We start from the raw sequence: 13,640 nt of genomic DNA on the forward strand, positions 1-13,640 counted from the left end.
CATCCCCTGGCCCCTTCTCCCCCGCGTTGTGGGGGAGCAGGGGAATCGTTCTTGGGGAGGTGCGCGGCGGCGCAGCCGCCGCGCACCTCCCCTTTGTTTTTCGCCCCTCCCCGCGAAAGCGGGGAGGGGTCGGGGGTGGGGTTGATGTATGTGAGCGAGTCTGCCTGTGGCGTCATCCCAGGCGGTTGAGCGGGTCAACCAATCGATCAACGCCCATGCTGAGTACTGCTGTTACGCACTCATGACAACTACCCAGTAAACAAGTACGACTACGTATTATGCTTGAGCGCCCGTTCGACGGATTGGATTTCGACTTGGATTTGATCCTGGATACTTCGCAAGATGGTCTGCGTGTGCTGCAGCTGCGTGAGGAGGTGCGTCAGTGGACGTGCGCGCTGCGGGTTCCCAGGCGCAGGATCAGTTGAGGTCGTGGCGGCAACTATTCTCGCGTACACTTTGCGCGTGCGATCGGCGGGGGGCACGCTAAGTTCTTCGCGCAACGCGCTGACGCACCGGTCATACTGTCTCAATGCGGCCGTGCGATCGCCGCAAAGGTAGTAGAGGCGCATCATGCGTCGATGAGTTCGCTCGTGGGCACGGTCGCGGCAAAGCATCAGTTCGCCGTATGACAGACCACTCTCATACAGTCCCTGTGCCTCGCAATAACTCATGAGCTTGTCCACCATCGAGAGGTACATATGTTCCATCCGCTCGCGCTGGCGCAACGCCCAATCCTGATACCATCCGAGCAGGAGATCATCGCGGTATAACTCGACCGCGACTTGTAAATCCCGTAGATTCCCGTGATCGAGATCGGCCCCACGCGTATCTTTTGCACGGGTGTACGCCTCCTCAAATAGGGCGACATCGAGTTGAAATTCAGCCTGCGGGTTGATGGTGATCCAATCAGGCTCGATGTCTAGCATGGCGGCCGAGAAAGGCGCCAGCGCGCTCTGCAACTGCCACAGAGTTTGGCGCAGGTATTTCTTGGACTGCGGCGTGGGCTGGTCGCCATACAAGACGCCGGCGAGTGACTCGCGCGAATGCAAGTGGGCGCGATGCAGGAGAAGATAGCTGAGTAGTTCCTGGACTTTGCGGACGTCAAAACCGGCTGCGGCTTGTGCATCACACTCGACACGAAACTTGCCGAACAGGAAAACTTGCAGTGTGGCCATGGCTTCTCCTTGCGCTGTGTGCTCAACAGGTAGTGCAGGGTCGAAGACAGTGTCGGGCGGGAAGAGACGTTGAATATGGTTGTGGCGCTCCAGTCACAACCGGATGGTTCAATAGTCCACAGATGCGGGTGTGTTGGCCTACTATATCACCGCTGGCAGCCATCGCAGCCAAAGTCGGTGTCAGTCCAATCTGCCCGGAAAAGGTGTGTTGTGAGTGCTGTGGTGGCGAGCGGCGCGCGAGTTTTACGATCTCCCTCAGATGCCGGCATCAGCATATCGGTGAGGGCGGACGAGGACTACGAGCGCCTGTCGTGCGCGGTTGCGGAATGGGATTTCGCAGAACGGCTGTCCCACTCGATTGCGAGGGCCGCTGAAGATAGATCAGCGACATGATTAGGGGAGATTATACATTAAGGTCTGATCTCGTCAAACCATGTGTGCTTCTGGCAGCAATTCTCATTTTGGCCCTGGGCGGGTACTTTCCATTGCCAGCTTGCTATGAACTGGCCCCCCTGGTGCTTGTCACGCATGCTGGCTCGCCAAGAAAGCGGCGTTGCCCTCCCCCGACCCCCTCCCAACTTCGTTGGGAGGGGGTCGGGGGGGAGGGCAGCATGACGTACTCGTCGAATCGGTTTGCGCGATAGGCGTCTGAGCACCAGCGCATGACAAGCCGGCATTGGAAAGTACCGGCCAAAGCCCAATGGAGAACTGCTGTCTGTGACCGCAGGCATTTGACGATCTGACCATCCCGCCAATATAATACCGCCATCACCCAGGCGCTCGACTGCCCAGACCAAGCCTAACAGGAGGAAGTGTGGAGATTACCACCAAGCGGCTGGAACGCGTTGACATCGTGAAGGTCAGCGGACGCGTCGACCATCAGACCGCCCCCGATCTTGAGAAGACCCTGCGCGCGATCATTGATGAGGGCCGCCACCGCATCGTCGTGGACCTCGCCGAGACGGCCTATATCAGCAGCGCCGGGCTGAAGGCGCTGCAGGCGACCGCCAAGCTGGCGCGCGGCGGCATCTCCGGCGGCGACCTGCGACTGGTTGGCCTCAAGCCGAACATCAAAGAGATCTTCGACACGATCGGCTTCACGCAGTTGTTCAAGATCTACGACGATCAGGTGGACGCAGTCGGCAGCTTCTAGGCCGGCGTTCCAAATGTAACTCCTGCGCCGCCAACGCTCGCCCTCTGCGGCAAGCGTCATGGCGGCGCGGGGCTATCCCCTCACGCGTTCCATGACAACGACGAGCATCTGCGTGCCTGCGCGCGGCGACCAGTTGGCCGCGATCGGCGATTTCGTCACGGCGGCCGCCGCGGCCGCCGGGCTCGATCGGCGCGCCGTCTACCACGTCCAGACGGCGGTAGACGAGGCGTGTGCCAACATCATCTATCACGCTTACGACTTCGAGGGCCAGGGGTCGATCGAGATGTCGTGCGAGTGTCGCGGTGCGGAGTTCATCGTCACCATCGTGGACACCGGGCGCCCCTTCGATCCGCTGGCCGTGCCGACCCCCGACGTGAACGCCGATCTGAAAGACCGTAAAGAGGGCGGGCTTGGCCTGTACCTCATGCAGAAGTTGATGGACGATGTGCGCCACGAATTCCGCGACCGGCACAATCTGCTGACGATGGTCAAGCGGATCGCGTGAGCGCCAGAGCGATTCAAAAATCGCATGGGTCACCGTGCGACCGTGCCCTGAGCCTGTCGAAGGGCGGGAAGATGCGCGCGCTTCGACCCCGTCTGCGACTCGCCCCGCGCAGTTTGCGGGGGTGGGCGGTACGGCAAGCTCAGCGCCCGTTTCGTCGGATTTTCATCATACACTACGACTATTGAATGGTCCTGCGTGAGCGCTGAGAAAGTCCACTTTCACGCCAGCGATGGCGTCCGGCTGGAAGCGTTGTGGCAGGCGCCCGCCGACGCCCGGCCCGGCCCCGCGGTCATCATCGCCCATTCACACGCGCTGCTGGCGGGCGGGCACATGCACACCCACCTGCTGCGCGCGCTCAGCGCGGCGCTGCTGGCGCACGGCATCGCGGCGCTGCGCCTGAACTTTCGCGGCGTGCAGGGCAGCGCGGGCGCGTTCGATGACGGGCGCGGCGAACTGCACGACCTGGCTGGCGCGGTCGATGTTGCCGCCGCGCACCGAGGCGTGGATCCGGATCGGCTGGCGCTGGCCGGCTACTCGTTCGGTTCGCGCGTGGCGCTGCCGTATGCGCTGACCGATCCACGCATCAAGGCGGTCGCCACGCTCGGCTTCCCGGCGCGCCGGTTCGTGCAGTCGACCCTCGACCTGCACATTCCGGTCTTGCTGCTGGCGGGAGAAGCCGACACGACCACGCCGCTTCATTACATTGAGCAGTTCCACGCCCGGCACCCGACGACGACCTTGCATGTCATGCCGGGCGCCAATCATCATTTCCACGGCGAAGAGCCGCAGGCCGCGGAAGCGGTCGCGCAGTTTTTCCAGTTGCATCTCTGATCTCCGTATGTCGCTGTTATTGCACCCTGCACCCGGAGCCGGGCGCATCACCGCGCGGTAGCCGTCCGCCGTAACCGCTTATGAAGCGCCTTGCGTGGGCTGCAGCATTGGTCGCCGCGCTGGCTGTGCTGGCTGCGGGCGGCGTCTTCGGCGCGTTGCAGCTTGAAGAGCGCAACGAGTTCTGCGCGTCGTGCCATACCGAGCCGGAAACGGCTTACCTTGCGCGCACGATGCAAAGTGCGCCGTCCGATCTGGCATCGGCGCACGTGACGGCACGCACCGCGCGCTGCATCGACTGCCACAGCGGCGCCGGTACGGCCGGCCGCGTGGCCGGGCTGCGGCAGGGCGCGTTGGACCTCGCGGCCTACCTCTCCGGCGCGTACCACCGTCCCGCGGTGACGACCGGCCCGCTGGCCGATGCCAACTGCGTGCGCTGCCACGACCGCATCTTCGAGTCGCGTAATCTGCGCAATCATTACCATTTCTATCTGTTGAACTGGCAAGCGAAGGAGCCGGGCCACGCCGCGCGCTGTGTGGACTGCCACACCAGCCACACGCAGGGTCCCAGCCGCACGCTCAAATACGCCGTCGACGCCAAACTGAACCCGGTCTGCGCCGCCTGCCACACCTTCTCCGGCATCCGCTCGTAGCCACGGCACCCGCGGGTGGTAGGGGCGTGGTAGGGGCCGACCTGTGTGTCGGCCCGCGGTTCGCCCCTACGAGATTCCAGCAATTCCTGGGTGTACCCCGGCGCGGGCGGCTTAATGTCTGATGAGAGCGGCGACAGCGCTGAAACTTCCCCGCCTGCCGGCGCGTGCTATCGGTGAACTTGGTACACAGGAGGCCACACCATGCCGCTGACTCGCAGACAATTCCTATCCGGCGCTGCGCTGGCCGCGACCGCCGCTTCCGTTGCCGGCTGTGCCGACTGGATGGCCGGGCTTGACGAGAAACCGCCGGTCACGCCCGCCGGCCTGCCGCCCACGCCGGGTTCCGTGACACCCGCCGCGACGAGCGCCGCCGGTATGCCGGCCGTCTTGCCGACACCGGCCGCGATGCCGCCACCGTCGGCCGCCGCGCTCCTGCTGTCGCGCATGACGTTTGGCCCGCGCCCCGGCGACGTGGAGCAGGTCGCCGGGTTGGGGCTCGACAAATATATCGAGCAGCAGCTGAACCCGGACGCCATCGACGACGGCAAGATGGTCAAGCTGCTTGCCACATTCCCCACGCTGTCGATGGGCCTGCACGATCTGATCGACACCTACCCGCAGCCGAAGCCGCAGGCCAAACCCGACCCTAAAGCGACCCCGGCCCCCGCCGCCACGCCTGTGCCCGGCGCGACACCGGGCCGCCCGGCGCGCCCGCCGCGCCCGCCAGGGCCGGGAGCCGTCATGCAGGAGTTGCAGGAGGCGACGCTCGTGCGCGCCATCTACAGCGAGCGCCAGCTTTACGAGGTGATGGTCGATTTCTGGACCAATCACATCAATATTTATATGGACAGCGGCGTCATCCGCTGGGCCAAGACCGTGGACGACCGCGAGGTGATCCGCAAGCATGCGTTGGGTAACTTCAAGGCGATGCTGACGGCCAGCGCCAAAAGCCCGGCGATGCTGGAGTACCTGAACAACCGCGAGAGCGTGAAGGGCAAGCCGAACGAGAACTACGCCCGCGAGATCATGGAACTGCACACGCTCGGCGTGGACGGTGGCTACACCTACACGGACATCCAGAATGTGGCGCGCGCCTTCACCGGCTGGACGATCGCGCCGCCGCGCGCCGCGCTCCTGTTTGGCGACGGCTACGTCTTCAACCCGCGCACGCACGACGACGACGAGAAGACCGTGCTCGGCGTGAAGCTACCGAAGGGCGGCGGCGAGAGCGATGGGCTGAAAGTGATCGACCTGCTCTGCGATCATCCCTCGACCGCAAAATACCTGGCGACCAAGCTCGTGCGGCGCTTTGTCTCGGACACGCCGCCGCCTGCGCTGGTGGACAAAGTGGCCGCCGCGTACACGCAGACAAAGGGCGATATCAAGCCGATGCTGCGCGTGATACTGCAGTCAGGCGAACTGCGCGCGTCGTTCGGCCGCAAGGTGCGCCGCCCGCTGGAGTATGTGGCTGGCGTCATGCGCGCGCTCGACGTGCAGATCGATCCCGCCGATGCCGACATCCTGCGCGCGGTGATGACCAACCTCGGCCAGCCGCTCTTTCTCTGGCACACGCCCGACGGCTACCCGGACGAAGCCGCCGCATGGATCAATACGAACGGCATGCTGGCGCGCTGGAACATCGCGCTCAACCTGGCGATCGCCGGCGCGCGCGGCATCAAGGCCGACGTGCGCGCGCCAACCACCGCCTCCGGCGCGAAGACTGCCGAGCAGGTCGTCGACTTCTGGCTCGACCGGCTGCTGCATCGGGGCATGGCCGCCGGCGACCGCCAGCGGCTGGTGAGCTACCTGACGGACGGCGCGGCCAATTTCGCACTGAACGAGCTGGTGCTGCGCGTCAAGGTGCCCGGCCTGGTCGCGCTGATCCTGTCGTCGCCGGACTACCAGTACCGCTAACACGCACACGAGGGAGCGCGCGCGCCGCGCGCGCTCATGCCAAGGAGAATAAAGCGATGTCTGTCACACTGTCACGCCGCACGTTGCTGAAGTCGGGCATCATCGCGCTCGGCGCGCTGTCGTGGCCCGCGTGGATGCCGCGCATTGCCTTCGCCGCGCCGGACGCCGCCCCGAAGGGCGACACGCTCGTCTGCGTCTTTCAGCGCGGCGGCATGGACGGCCTCAACGCCGTGGTGCCGCACGGCGAGGCCGCCTACTACGCCGCGCGCGATTCGCTCGCCATCCCGCAGCCGAAAGCGGGCAACCCGGCCAGCGCGATCGACCTGAACGGCTTCTTCGGCCTGCACCCGAACCTGCGGCCGTTCAAGGAGTTGTATGACGCGCAGAAGCTGGCGATCATCGACGCGGTCGGCTCGCCGGACCCGACGCATTCGCACTTCGACGCGATGGACTTCATGGAGCGCGGCACGCCGGGCGAGAAAGCGATCCCGACCGGCTGGCTGGCGCGGCACCTGCAGGTCATGGCCGGCGACAACCAGTCGCCGTTCCGCGCGGTCGGCATGGGCTCGATCGTGCAGGCGGCGCTGCGCGGCCCGGTGCCGGCGACGGCGCTGCAGAGCATCGCGCAGTTCCACCTGAACGGCAACGCCCAGGAAGTGGCGAAGATTCAGAGCGGGCTGGCATCGCTGTACCAGGGCGACGACTTCGTGGACGTGCAGGGCACGACGACCCTGCAAGCGATGGATCTGCTCTCCAGGATCACGGCGAGCAAATACGAGCCAGCCAACGGCGCGAAGTATCCCGACACCGGCTTCGGCAAGTCGCTGATGGCCGTCGCGCAGTTGATCAAAGCGGAGCTCGGCGTGGAGGTGGCGTGCGTCGATATCGGCGGCTGGGACACGCACGCCGGCGAGGGCGGCGCGGACGGCGGCGAACTGCCGCGTCTGCTGTCGGAGTTCGCGCAGGGCATCCACGCGTTCTACATGGACATGGGCGACCGCATGAACCGCACGACGATCGTCAGCATGTCGGAGTTCGGGCGCCGCCTGCAGGAGAACAACAGCAAGGGCACCGACCACGGGCACGGCAACGTGATGTTCGTGATGGGCGGCAACATTCGGGGCGGGCAGGTGTACGGCGACTGGCCGGGGCTGGCCAGGGACAAGCTGTACGGGCCGGGCGACCTCGCCATCACGACCGACTTCCGCGACGTGCTCGGCGAGATCGTGAAGAACCGGCTCGGCAACGCGAAGCTCGACGCGATCTTCCCGGGCTACAAGGACTACAAGTTCCGCAACCTGACGACGCCGTTGACGGCGCAGAACGTCCTGCCGCACCCGGCCGAGCTTGCAGCGCGCATGGCCGCGCCCGTCGGCGGCTAAAACAAAAGCCACCAATGAGGGTGTCATCCTGAGCGCGCAAGCAAGGCGTAGCATCCATCCACGACGCTGCGCGCGCGAAGGACCTGAAATCTGCGATCGGCTGCGCCATCACGGACTGCGTACGCCGCAATCTGAGATGCTTCACGCGCGCAACGTACAGGACGGGCATGCCTTCGCGTTCAGCACGACAAGTTCACAGCGACACTATCCGACACGGAGGCACAGCGAACAACTTGCGGTAATTTCGCTGAGGGTGTCATCCTGAGCGCGCAGGCAAGGTGTTGCATCCATCGACGGTGCTGCGCGCGCGAAGGACCTGAAATCCGCGATCGGCTGCGCCATCACGGATTGCGTCAGCCGCGATTTGAGATGCTTCACGCGCGCAACGCGCGGGACAGCATGGGCATGCCTTCGCATTCAGCACGACAAGTTCACATCGACACTATCCGACACGGAGGCACAGCGAACAACTTGCGGTAATTTCGCTGAGGGTGTCATCCTGAGCGCGCAGGCAAGGTGTTGCATCCATCGACGGTGCTGCGCGCGCGAAGGACCTGAAATCGATCGGCTGCGCCATCACGGACTGCGTACGCCGCAATCTGAGATGCTTCACGCGCGCAACGTACAGGGCAGGACGGGCATGCCTTCGCGTTCAGCACGACAAGTTCACATCGACACTATCCGACACGGAGGCACAGCGAACGGCTTGCGACAGTTTCGCTGAGGGTGTCATCCTGAGCGCGCAAGCAAGGCGTAGCATCCATCCACGACGCTGCGCGCGCGAAGGACCTGAAATCCGCGATCGACTGCGCCATCACGGACTGCGTACGCCGCAATCTGAGATGCTTCACGCGCGCAACGCGCGGGACAGCATGGGCATGCCTTCGCATTCAGCACGACAAACCCACGTCGACATTATCAGGTCGAGTCGTATCTGTTTGGGATTTGGAAGTTGGGATTTGGGATTTGCTTCCTGGGGTTTGTATAATCCCTGTCATGCCCATTCCCCTCCTTCGCGCGCAGACCGGGCGCATGCTCGTCGAGTCGCACCGCGGCGCGGACCGCCTCGCGCCTGAAAACTCGTGGACTGCCATCGAACTCGGCTACAAGTCCGGCGCGGACTTCGTCGAGATCGACGTGCAGCAGACCGCCGACAGCGAGTTGGTGATCTACCATAACTACCGCGCGCCGGATGGCCAGTTGATCCGCGCCATGCGCCGCAACGACGTCAGCCTCGTCTGCGCCGGCGAGAATCACCTGATCGGCCTGGACGACCTCTTTGAGTGGGCGGCCGGCAACGACTGCCGCTTCGCACTCGACATCAAGAACGGCTTTGACTTCGACCGCGGCGTCTTTGCGCGCGCGCTCGCCCTCGTTGAGCAGTACGGCTTCGTGGGGCGCGCGGTCTTCGTTGCATGGGACCATGCCGGCCTGCGCTTCGTGAAGGAGCGCAACCCGCAGGCGACGACGCGCGCCATCCTGCGCGGCCGGCCGGTCAACCTCGTGGACGTGGTGCAGGCGGCGCGCGCCGATGCCGTCAGCCTGTCGTATGACCTGGCCAGCGCGGAAGACGTGCAGGCGCTGCACGCGGCGGGCATCGCCGTCATGGTCGCCGACCTGTTCGAGCCGGACTTCGGGCGGGTCGCCGCGCTGGACGCCGACGCCGTGACGTACGGCGACCCGATCCTCGCGATCCGCGCCCTGCGCGAACTCGGCGCGCGTTAGCGCAATACGTTAGTAGGGACAGGTCTTTGACCTGTCCGATGGGCGGGTCAGAGCCCCGTCCCTACACAGTCTGCTAACCACGCCGGGTGCCGTTCAACGCCGTCTGCATCCGGCCCAGTGCATCGTTCAGTACGGCGCGCGTCGTGCCAAAGTTCAGCCGCACGCAGCCGCGCCCCTCGGGGCCGAAGTCCTCGCCGTCGGTGAACACTACCCGCGCCTGCTTCAGGAAGAATTCCCACGGGCTGCCCGTAATGCCCGCCGCGCGGCAGTCGAGCCACGCCAGATAGGTCGCCTCGGGCACGGTGGTGCGCACGCCGGGCAGTTGCGCGGCGACGGCGGCCGCGAGCGCATCGCGGTTGGCGGTCAGGTACTCACGCAATGCGAACAGCCACTCGTCGCCCTGCGTGTACGCGGCAATCGCCGCCATCAGCCCGAGCACGTTGCCGTGCGGCACGCTGCCCGCCCAGGCGGCCTGCATCTGCGCGCGCAGCGCGGCATCGGTGATGATGGCGAAGCCAAACTCCAGCGACGGCATGTTGAACGTCTTGGTCGGCGCCATCAGCGTCACCGTGCGCCGCGCCACCTCCGGCGCAATCGTTGCGATCGGCGTGTGCTGCGTTCCGCCGAGCAGCAGGTCGGCATGCACCTCGTCCGAGCAGATGACGATGTTGCGCCGCTCGCAGATCGCCGCCATGCGCCGCAGTTCGTCCGGCGTAAAGTCGCGCCCGGCCGGGTTGTGCGGGTGGCAGAGGATGAACAGGCGCGTGCGCGGCGTGATCGCCGCCTCGAACACGTCGAAATCGATCTCGTAGCGCACCGTGCTGCCCTGCGTCACGAGGCGCAGCGGCGCGGATTGCAGCACGCGGCCCTGGTTGGCCGGCGCTTTCAGGATCGGGCCGAACAGCGGCGTCTGCACGAGCACGCCGTCGCCCGGTGCGCCGACCGCGCGCGTCACCAGGTTGAAACCGACGACCAGATCCGGCAGGAACACGATCTGCTCCGGCTCGATCACCCAATCGTACAGGCGCGCCATGCGCTCGCAGATCACCTGCTTGACGCGCGCATCCAGCGGCCACTCGTAGCCGAAGATCGGGTGTTGCACGCGCGCCTGGATCGCCTCGATGACGGCGTCCGGCGCGGCGAAGTCCATGTCGGCGATCGACATCCCGATCACGTCGCCGGGGTAACGGTTCCACTTCTCACTGGTGCCGGTGCTGCGGCGGTCGATGATGCGGTCAAAGTCGATGGACATGGGGCGTTCTCCTAAAATTGTAAGCGCTCAGTCCCGTTTGTCATTGCGAGCGGTTTTTGCGAAGCAATCTCCACTCTGGTTGGGCAAGCGCGCTGCACGGAGATTGCTTCGTCGCAAACAACGTTCCTCGCAATGACGGCTGAACGGTTACCTAAAATTTACCGTGAATAACACGAATAGGAATCCGGATTCTCTTGGTGTTCCTTTGTGTGCTTTCGTGGGAAAAAAGATTCGTGTAGATTCGCGTTATTCGCGGATTCGCTTTAAGAGTGGTGGCACCCCCATAGTATATGAATTCCCGCACTCGCCGAAATATGGTAAAGTGATGACAGCCTGCCGGAGCCGTTTGCCGCCCGCGCAGCATCCGCCCCGCTATGAGCAAAACATCTCTCGCCGCCATGCCCGTCGTGACATTGAAGCCGGGCGCCGATGCGCCCCTGCGCCGCTTCTATCCGTGGGTGCGCCGCGACGATGTGCAGTCCGTCGCGGGCGACGCCGCGCCGGGCGAAGTCGTGCGGGTGCAGGACGTGCGCGGCTTCTTCGTCGCGCAGGGGTTTTACAACGCGCAGAGCCATATCCCGCTGCGCATCATCTCGCTCGAGCAGGCGGCGGTAGACGCGGCGTTCTTCCGCGCGCGCATCCGCGACGCGGTCGCGCGCCGCGCCGGGCGCATTGCGAACACGAATGCCTGGCGCGTGGTATACGGCGAGAGCGATAATTTGCCGGGCTTGGTGGTGGACCGCTTCGGCGACGTGCTGGTCATGCAGGTACGCAACGCGGGCATCGAGCGGTACAAGCCGCTGATCGTCGCCGCGCTCGCGGCCGAACTCGCGCCGCGCGGCATCTACGAGCGCAGCGACGTTGAGGCGCGCGAGGACGAGGGCCTGCCGGAGACGACCGGCACGCTGTGGGGCGACGTGCCCGCCGCCGTCGAGATCACGGAAGACGATGTGCGCTGGACGGTCGGGCTGGCCGCCGGGCAGAAGACCGGCTTCTACCTCGACCAGCGCGACAACCGGCGACTACTGCGCGGCATGGTGCGCCCCGGCGACCGCGTGCTCGACGTGTATTCCTACGTCGGCAGCTTTGGGCTGCATGCGGCGCGCGCGGGTGCGCAGGTGCTCTGCGTCGACAAGGACGCGACGGCGCTCGGGCTGGCCGAGCAGGCCGCCCGCCGCAACGACGTCGGCGACCGCGTCGGCGTGCGCTGGGGCGACGCGCTCGAAGTCATGCAGTCGCTCGACGCGGAAAAACGCCGCTTCACGCACATCGTGCTCGACCCGCCGACGCTCGTCAAGCGCCGCGAAGACCTGCCGCGCGCCAAGCGGCTGTTCGTCAACATGACCGCGAACGCTCTGCGCCTGCTGGAGCCGGGCGGCACGCTGCTCCTGTCGTCGTGCGCGTTCTACGTCTCGCTCAACGACCTGCTCGACGCCGCCCGCCAGGCCGCCAACGAGACGCACCGCCGCGTCGAGGTGACCGGCGCGACCTTCCAGCCGGCCGATCATCTGTGGATCTTACAAGTGGCCGAGACGCTGTACCTGAAGTCCATCTTTCTGCGCGCGGAGTAACATTCATGCTGTGGCTCAAAGGCAACATCCACACCCACACCTCGCTCTCGGATGGCGATGCGCTGCCCGCCGAGGCCATCGCGTGGTACGCCGACAACGGCTTCGATTTCCTCTCCATTACCGACCACAACATGCTGACCGTCGCCGAAAGTGACCGTCTGGTGCTGATCCCGGGCACCGAGATCACGCTGATGGACGAGGGCAAGCCGGTGCACGTCAACGCGCTGGGCATCCATACGATGCCCGCGTTGCCCGGCTGGCAGCATGATATCGCGCGCACCCTGCAGGCCGCGGTGCATGCGGCGCGCGCGGCGGGCGGCCTGCCGATGATCAATCATCCCAACTTCCACTGGGCGTTCGGCGAGGCCGAGATGGCGCGCGTCACGGGCTGGACGCTGCTGGAAATCATGAACACGAGCACCGACTGCAACAGCTTCGGCGGCGGCGGCCAGCCGTCGGTCGAAGCGATGTGGGATGGCCTATTGAGCCGTGGCGTGCGTGTTTGGGCCGCCGCGACGGACGACATGCACGACCTGCGCAAGCCGTGGTACGGCCACGTCTCGCCGCCGGGGCGCGGCTGGATCTGCGTGCGCGCGGCCGATCGCACGGCGGCGGCGATTCTTGCCGCCATCGAGTTGGGCGACTTCTACGCCTCGACCGAAGTCGAGCTGGCCGATCTGACGATGGATGCGCGCGGCATCCGGCTGGCGATTCGCCCGGCGTACGACTACGCCTACACCACGCAGTTCATCGGGCGCGGAGAGCGCGTGCTGGCCGTGGTGCACGGCACGACGCCGGCGTACGCGGCGAGCGGTGATGAGGGCTATGTGCGCGCCCGGGTGTTCTCCAGCAATGGCGGCTGGGCCTGGACTCAGCCGCTCTGGGTGGACGGCCGGTAGCCGCATGGGCAGCCGCCTGCTGAAGCCGCGCCCGATGGTCGCCATCGAGCCGTGCGCGACCTGCGGGCGCGAGCATGCCGATACGCGCGACTACCGGCGCTGCGCCGTCTGCGGGCGGGCGTTCTGCTGGATGGGCGACCCGCGCGGCGAGAACGTGCTGGGCGTGGAGCGCCGCGCCTGCGGCGCACGCCGCGACCACACGACGGAGTATGACGACCGGCGGCGCTCCGAGTACCGCTGCCGGCAGCACATTTCGCGCTCCTGGGCGCTGTTCGGGGCCGACTGGCGCGCGGTGCGCCCGCTGGCGACCACCATCTTCCTCGCCGTGGCGTTCTCCATCACCTTCTGGGGCTTCATCTTCTACGTCGTCAGCGCCTGGCTGCGCAGCCGGGGCATCGGATAAGCCGTCCACGAAGAAACACCAATAATACCGTTTCGAATTGAGCGTGTCCCCAAGGGATTGTTGCAAGAATCTGCGACGCGAAAACTATCTCCGCCCTCCCCCCGGCCCCCTCCCAGCGAAGCTGGGAGGGGGAGCGAGTTAAAAGGGGATTGGCGCGGCGGCTTTGCCGCCGCGCCAATC

At 65.6% G+C, this 13,640-nt stretch carries 12 protein-coding genes; 10 read left to right on the forward strand and 2 right to left on the reverse strand.

All coding sequences use genetic code 11. The annotated features are described in order from the left end of the window. Nucleotides 1-269: 269 nt before the first annotated feature. Entirely contained in the window at nucleotides 270-1,175 is a 906-nt protein-coding gene (locus tag HZB53_01115) for a hypothetical protein (protein ID MBI5876221.1), read from the reverse strand. Between the two features lie 814 nt (nucleotides 1,176-1,989). Here HZB53_01115 and HZB53_01120 point away from each other — a divergent pair. The 7 genes from HZB53_01120 to HZB53_01150 all read left to right on the forward strand — a co-directional run bounded on the left by HZB53_01120 (nucleotide 1,990) and on the right by HZB53_01150 (nucleotide 9,335). Further along, entirely contained in the window at nucleotides 1,990-2,328 is a 339-nt protein-coding gene (locus tag HZB53_01120; GenBank protein ID MBI5876222.1) for an STAS domain-containing protein, read from the forward strand. 91 nt (nucleotides 2,329-2,419) lie between these two features. After that, nucleotides 2,420-2,833: an ATP-binding protein gene (locus tag HZB53_01125; protein MBI5876223.1), complete on the forward strand. Its 414-nt coding sequence runs from the start codon at nucleotides 2,420-2,422 to the stop codon at nucleotides 2,831-2,833. A gap of 195 nt (nucleotides 2,834-3,028) precedes the next feature. Continuing rightward, nucleotides 3,029-3,664, forward strand: coding sequence for a dienelactone hydrolase family protein (locus HZB53_01130; GenBank protein MBI5876224.1), 636 nt, complete (start codon nucleotides 3,029-3,031; stop codon nucleotides 3,662-3,664). Nucleotides 3,665-3,744: 80 nt separating this feature from the next. After that, the gene (locus HZB53_01135) at nucleotides 3,745-4,314 is read left to right on the forward strand and encodes a NapC/NirT family cytochrome c (protein ID MBI5876225.1); all 570 of its coding nucleotides are present in this window, start codon (nucleotides 3,745-3,747) and stop codon (nucleotides 4,312-4,314) included. A gap of 201 nt (nucleotides 4,315-4,515) precedes the next feature. After that, entirely contained in the window at nucleotides 4,516-6,228 is a 1,713-nt protein-coding gene (locus tag HZB53_01140) for a DUF1800 domain-containing protein (GenBank protein ID MBI5876226.1), read from the forward strand. 56 nt (nucleotides 6,229-6,284) lie between these two features. After that, nucleotides 6,285-7,610 carry a DUF1501 domain-containing protein gene (locus tag HZB53_01145; GenBank protein ID MBI5876227.1) on the forward strand — a complete coding sequence of 442 codons (1,326 nt, stop codon included), beginning with the start codon at nucleotides 6,285-6,287 and terminating at the stop codon, nucleotides 7,608-7,610. A gap of 996 nt (nucleotides 7,611-8,606) precedes the next feature. Continuing rightward, complete coding sequence (locus tag HZB53_01150) at nucleotides 8,607-9,335, forward strand: glycerophosphodiester phosphodiesterase (protein ID MBI5876228.1); 729 nt, start codon at nucleotides 8,607-8,609, stop codon at nucleotides 9,333-9,335. 73 nt (nucleotides 9,336-9,408) lie between these two features. Here HZB53_01150 and HZB53_01155 read toward each other — a convergent pair whose 3' ends face one another. Further along, a complete protein-coding gene (locus HZB53_01155) occupies nucleotides 9,409-10,587 on the reverse strand; it encodes a putative C-S lyase (GenBank protein MBI5876229.1) in 1,179 nt (392 codons plus the stop codon). 374 nt (nucleotides 10,588-10,961) lie between these two features. Here HZB53_01155 and HZB53_01160 point away from each other — a divergent pair, with 374 nt between their 5' ends. Genes HZB53_01160 through HZB53_01170 form a run of 3 tightly spaced genes read left to right on the forward strand, consistent with a single transcriptional unit; the run spans nucleotide 10,962 to nucleotide 13,460 of the window. Continuing rightward, complete coding sequence (locus HZB53_01160) at nucleotides 10,962-12,158, forward strand: class I SAM-dependent rRNA methyltransferase (GenBank protein ID MBI5876230.1); 1,197 nt, start codon at nucleotides 10,962-10,964, stop codon at nucleotides 12,156-12,158. Between the two features lie 5 nt (nucleotides 12,159-12,163). After that, the gene (locus HZB53_01165) at nucleotides 12,164-13,057 is read left to right on the forward strand and encodes a CehA/McbA family metallohydrolase (protein ID MBI5876231.1); all 894 of its coding nucleotides are present in this window, start codon (nucleotides 12,164-12,166) and stop codon (nucleotides 13,055-13,057) included. 4 nt (nucleotides 13,058-13,061) lie between these two features. Continuing rightward, complete coding sequence (locus HZB53_01170; GenBank protein MBI5876232.1) at nucleotides 13,062-13,460, forward strand: hypothetical protein; 399 nt, start codon at nucleotides 13,062-13,064, stop codon at nucleotides 13,458-13,460. Nucleotides 13,461-13,640 lie beyond the last annotated feature (180 nt).

The organism is Chloroflexota bacterium, from assembly GCA_016235055.1.
Taxonomy (GTDB): Bacteria; Chloroflexota; Anaerolineae; order JACRMK01; family JACRMK01; genus JACRMK01.

Bases quoted from the DNA above. Each gene is read 5' to 3' on its own strand.
- HZB53_01170 (MBI5876232.1), top strand. From the start codon at position 13,062: ATGGGCAGCCGCCTGCTGAAGCCGCGCCCGATGGTCGCCATCGAGCCG.
- HZB53_01115 (MBI5876221.1), bottom strand. From the start codon at position 1,175: ATGGCCACACTGCAAGTTTTCCTGTTCGGCAAGTTTCGTGTCGAGTGT.
- HZB53_01150 (MBI5876228.1), top strand. From the start codon at position 8,607: ATGCCCATTCCCCTCCTTCGCGCGCAGACCGGGCGCATGCTCGTCGAG.
- HZB53_01135 (MBI5876225.1), top strand. From the start codon at position 3,745: ATGAAGCGCCTTGCGTGGGCTGCAGCATTGGTCGCCGCGCTGGCTGTG.
- HZB53_01125 (MBI5876223.1), top strand. From the start codon at position 2,420: ATGACAACGACGAGCATCTGCGTGCCTGCGCGCGGCGACCAGTTGGCC.
- HZB53_01160 (MBI5876230.1), top strand. From the start codon at position 10,962: ATGAGCAAAACATCTCTCGCCGCCATGCCCGTCGTGACATTGAAGCCG.
- HZB53_01165 (MBI5876231.1), top strand. From the start codon at position 12,164: ATGCTGTGGCTCAAAGGCAACATCCACACCCACACCTCGCTCTCGGAT.
- HZB53_01155 (MBI5876229.1), bottom strand. From the start codon at position 10,587: ATGTCCATCGACTTTGACCGCATCATCGACCGCCGCAGCACCGGCACC.
- HZB53_01145 (MBI5876227.1), top strand. From the start codon at position 6,285: ATGTCTGTCACACTGTCACGCCGCACGTTGCTGAAGTCGGGCATCATC.
- HZB53_01140 (MBI5876226.1), top strand. From the start codon at position 4,516: ATGCCGCTGACTCGCAGACAATTCCTATCCGGCGCTGCGCTGGCCGCG.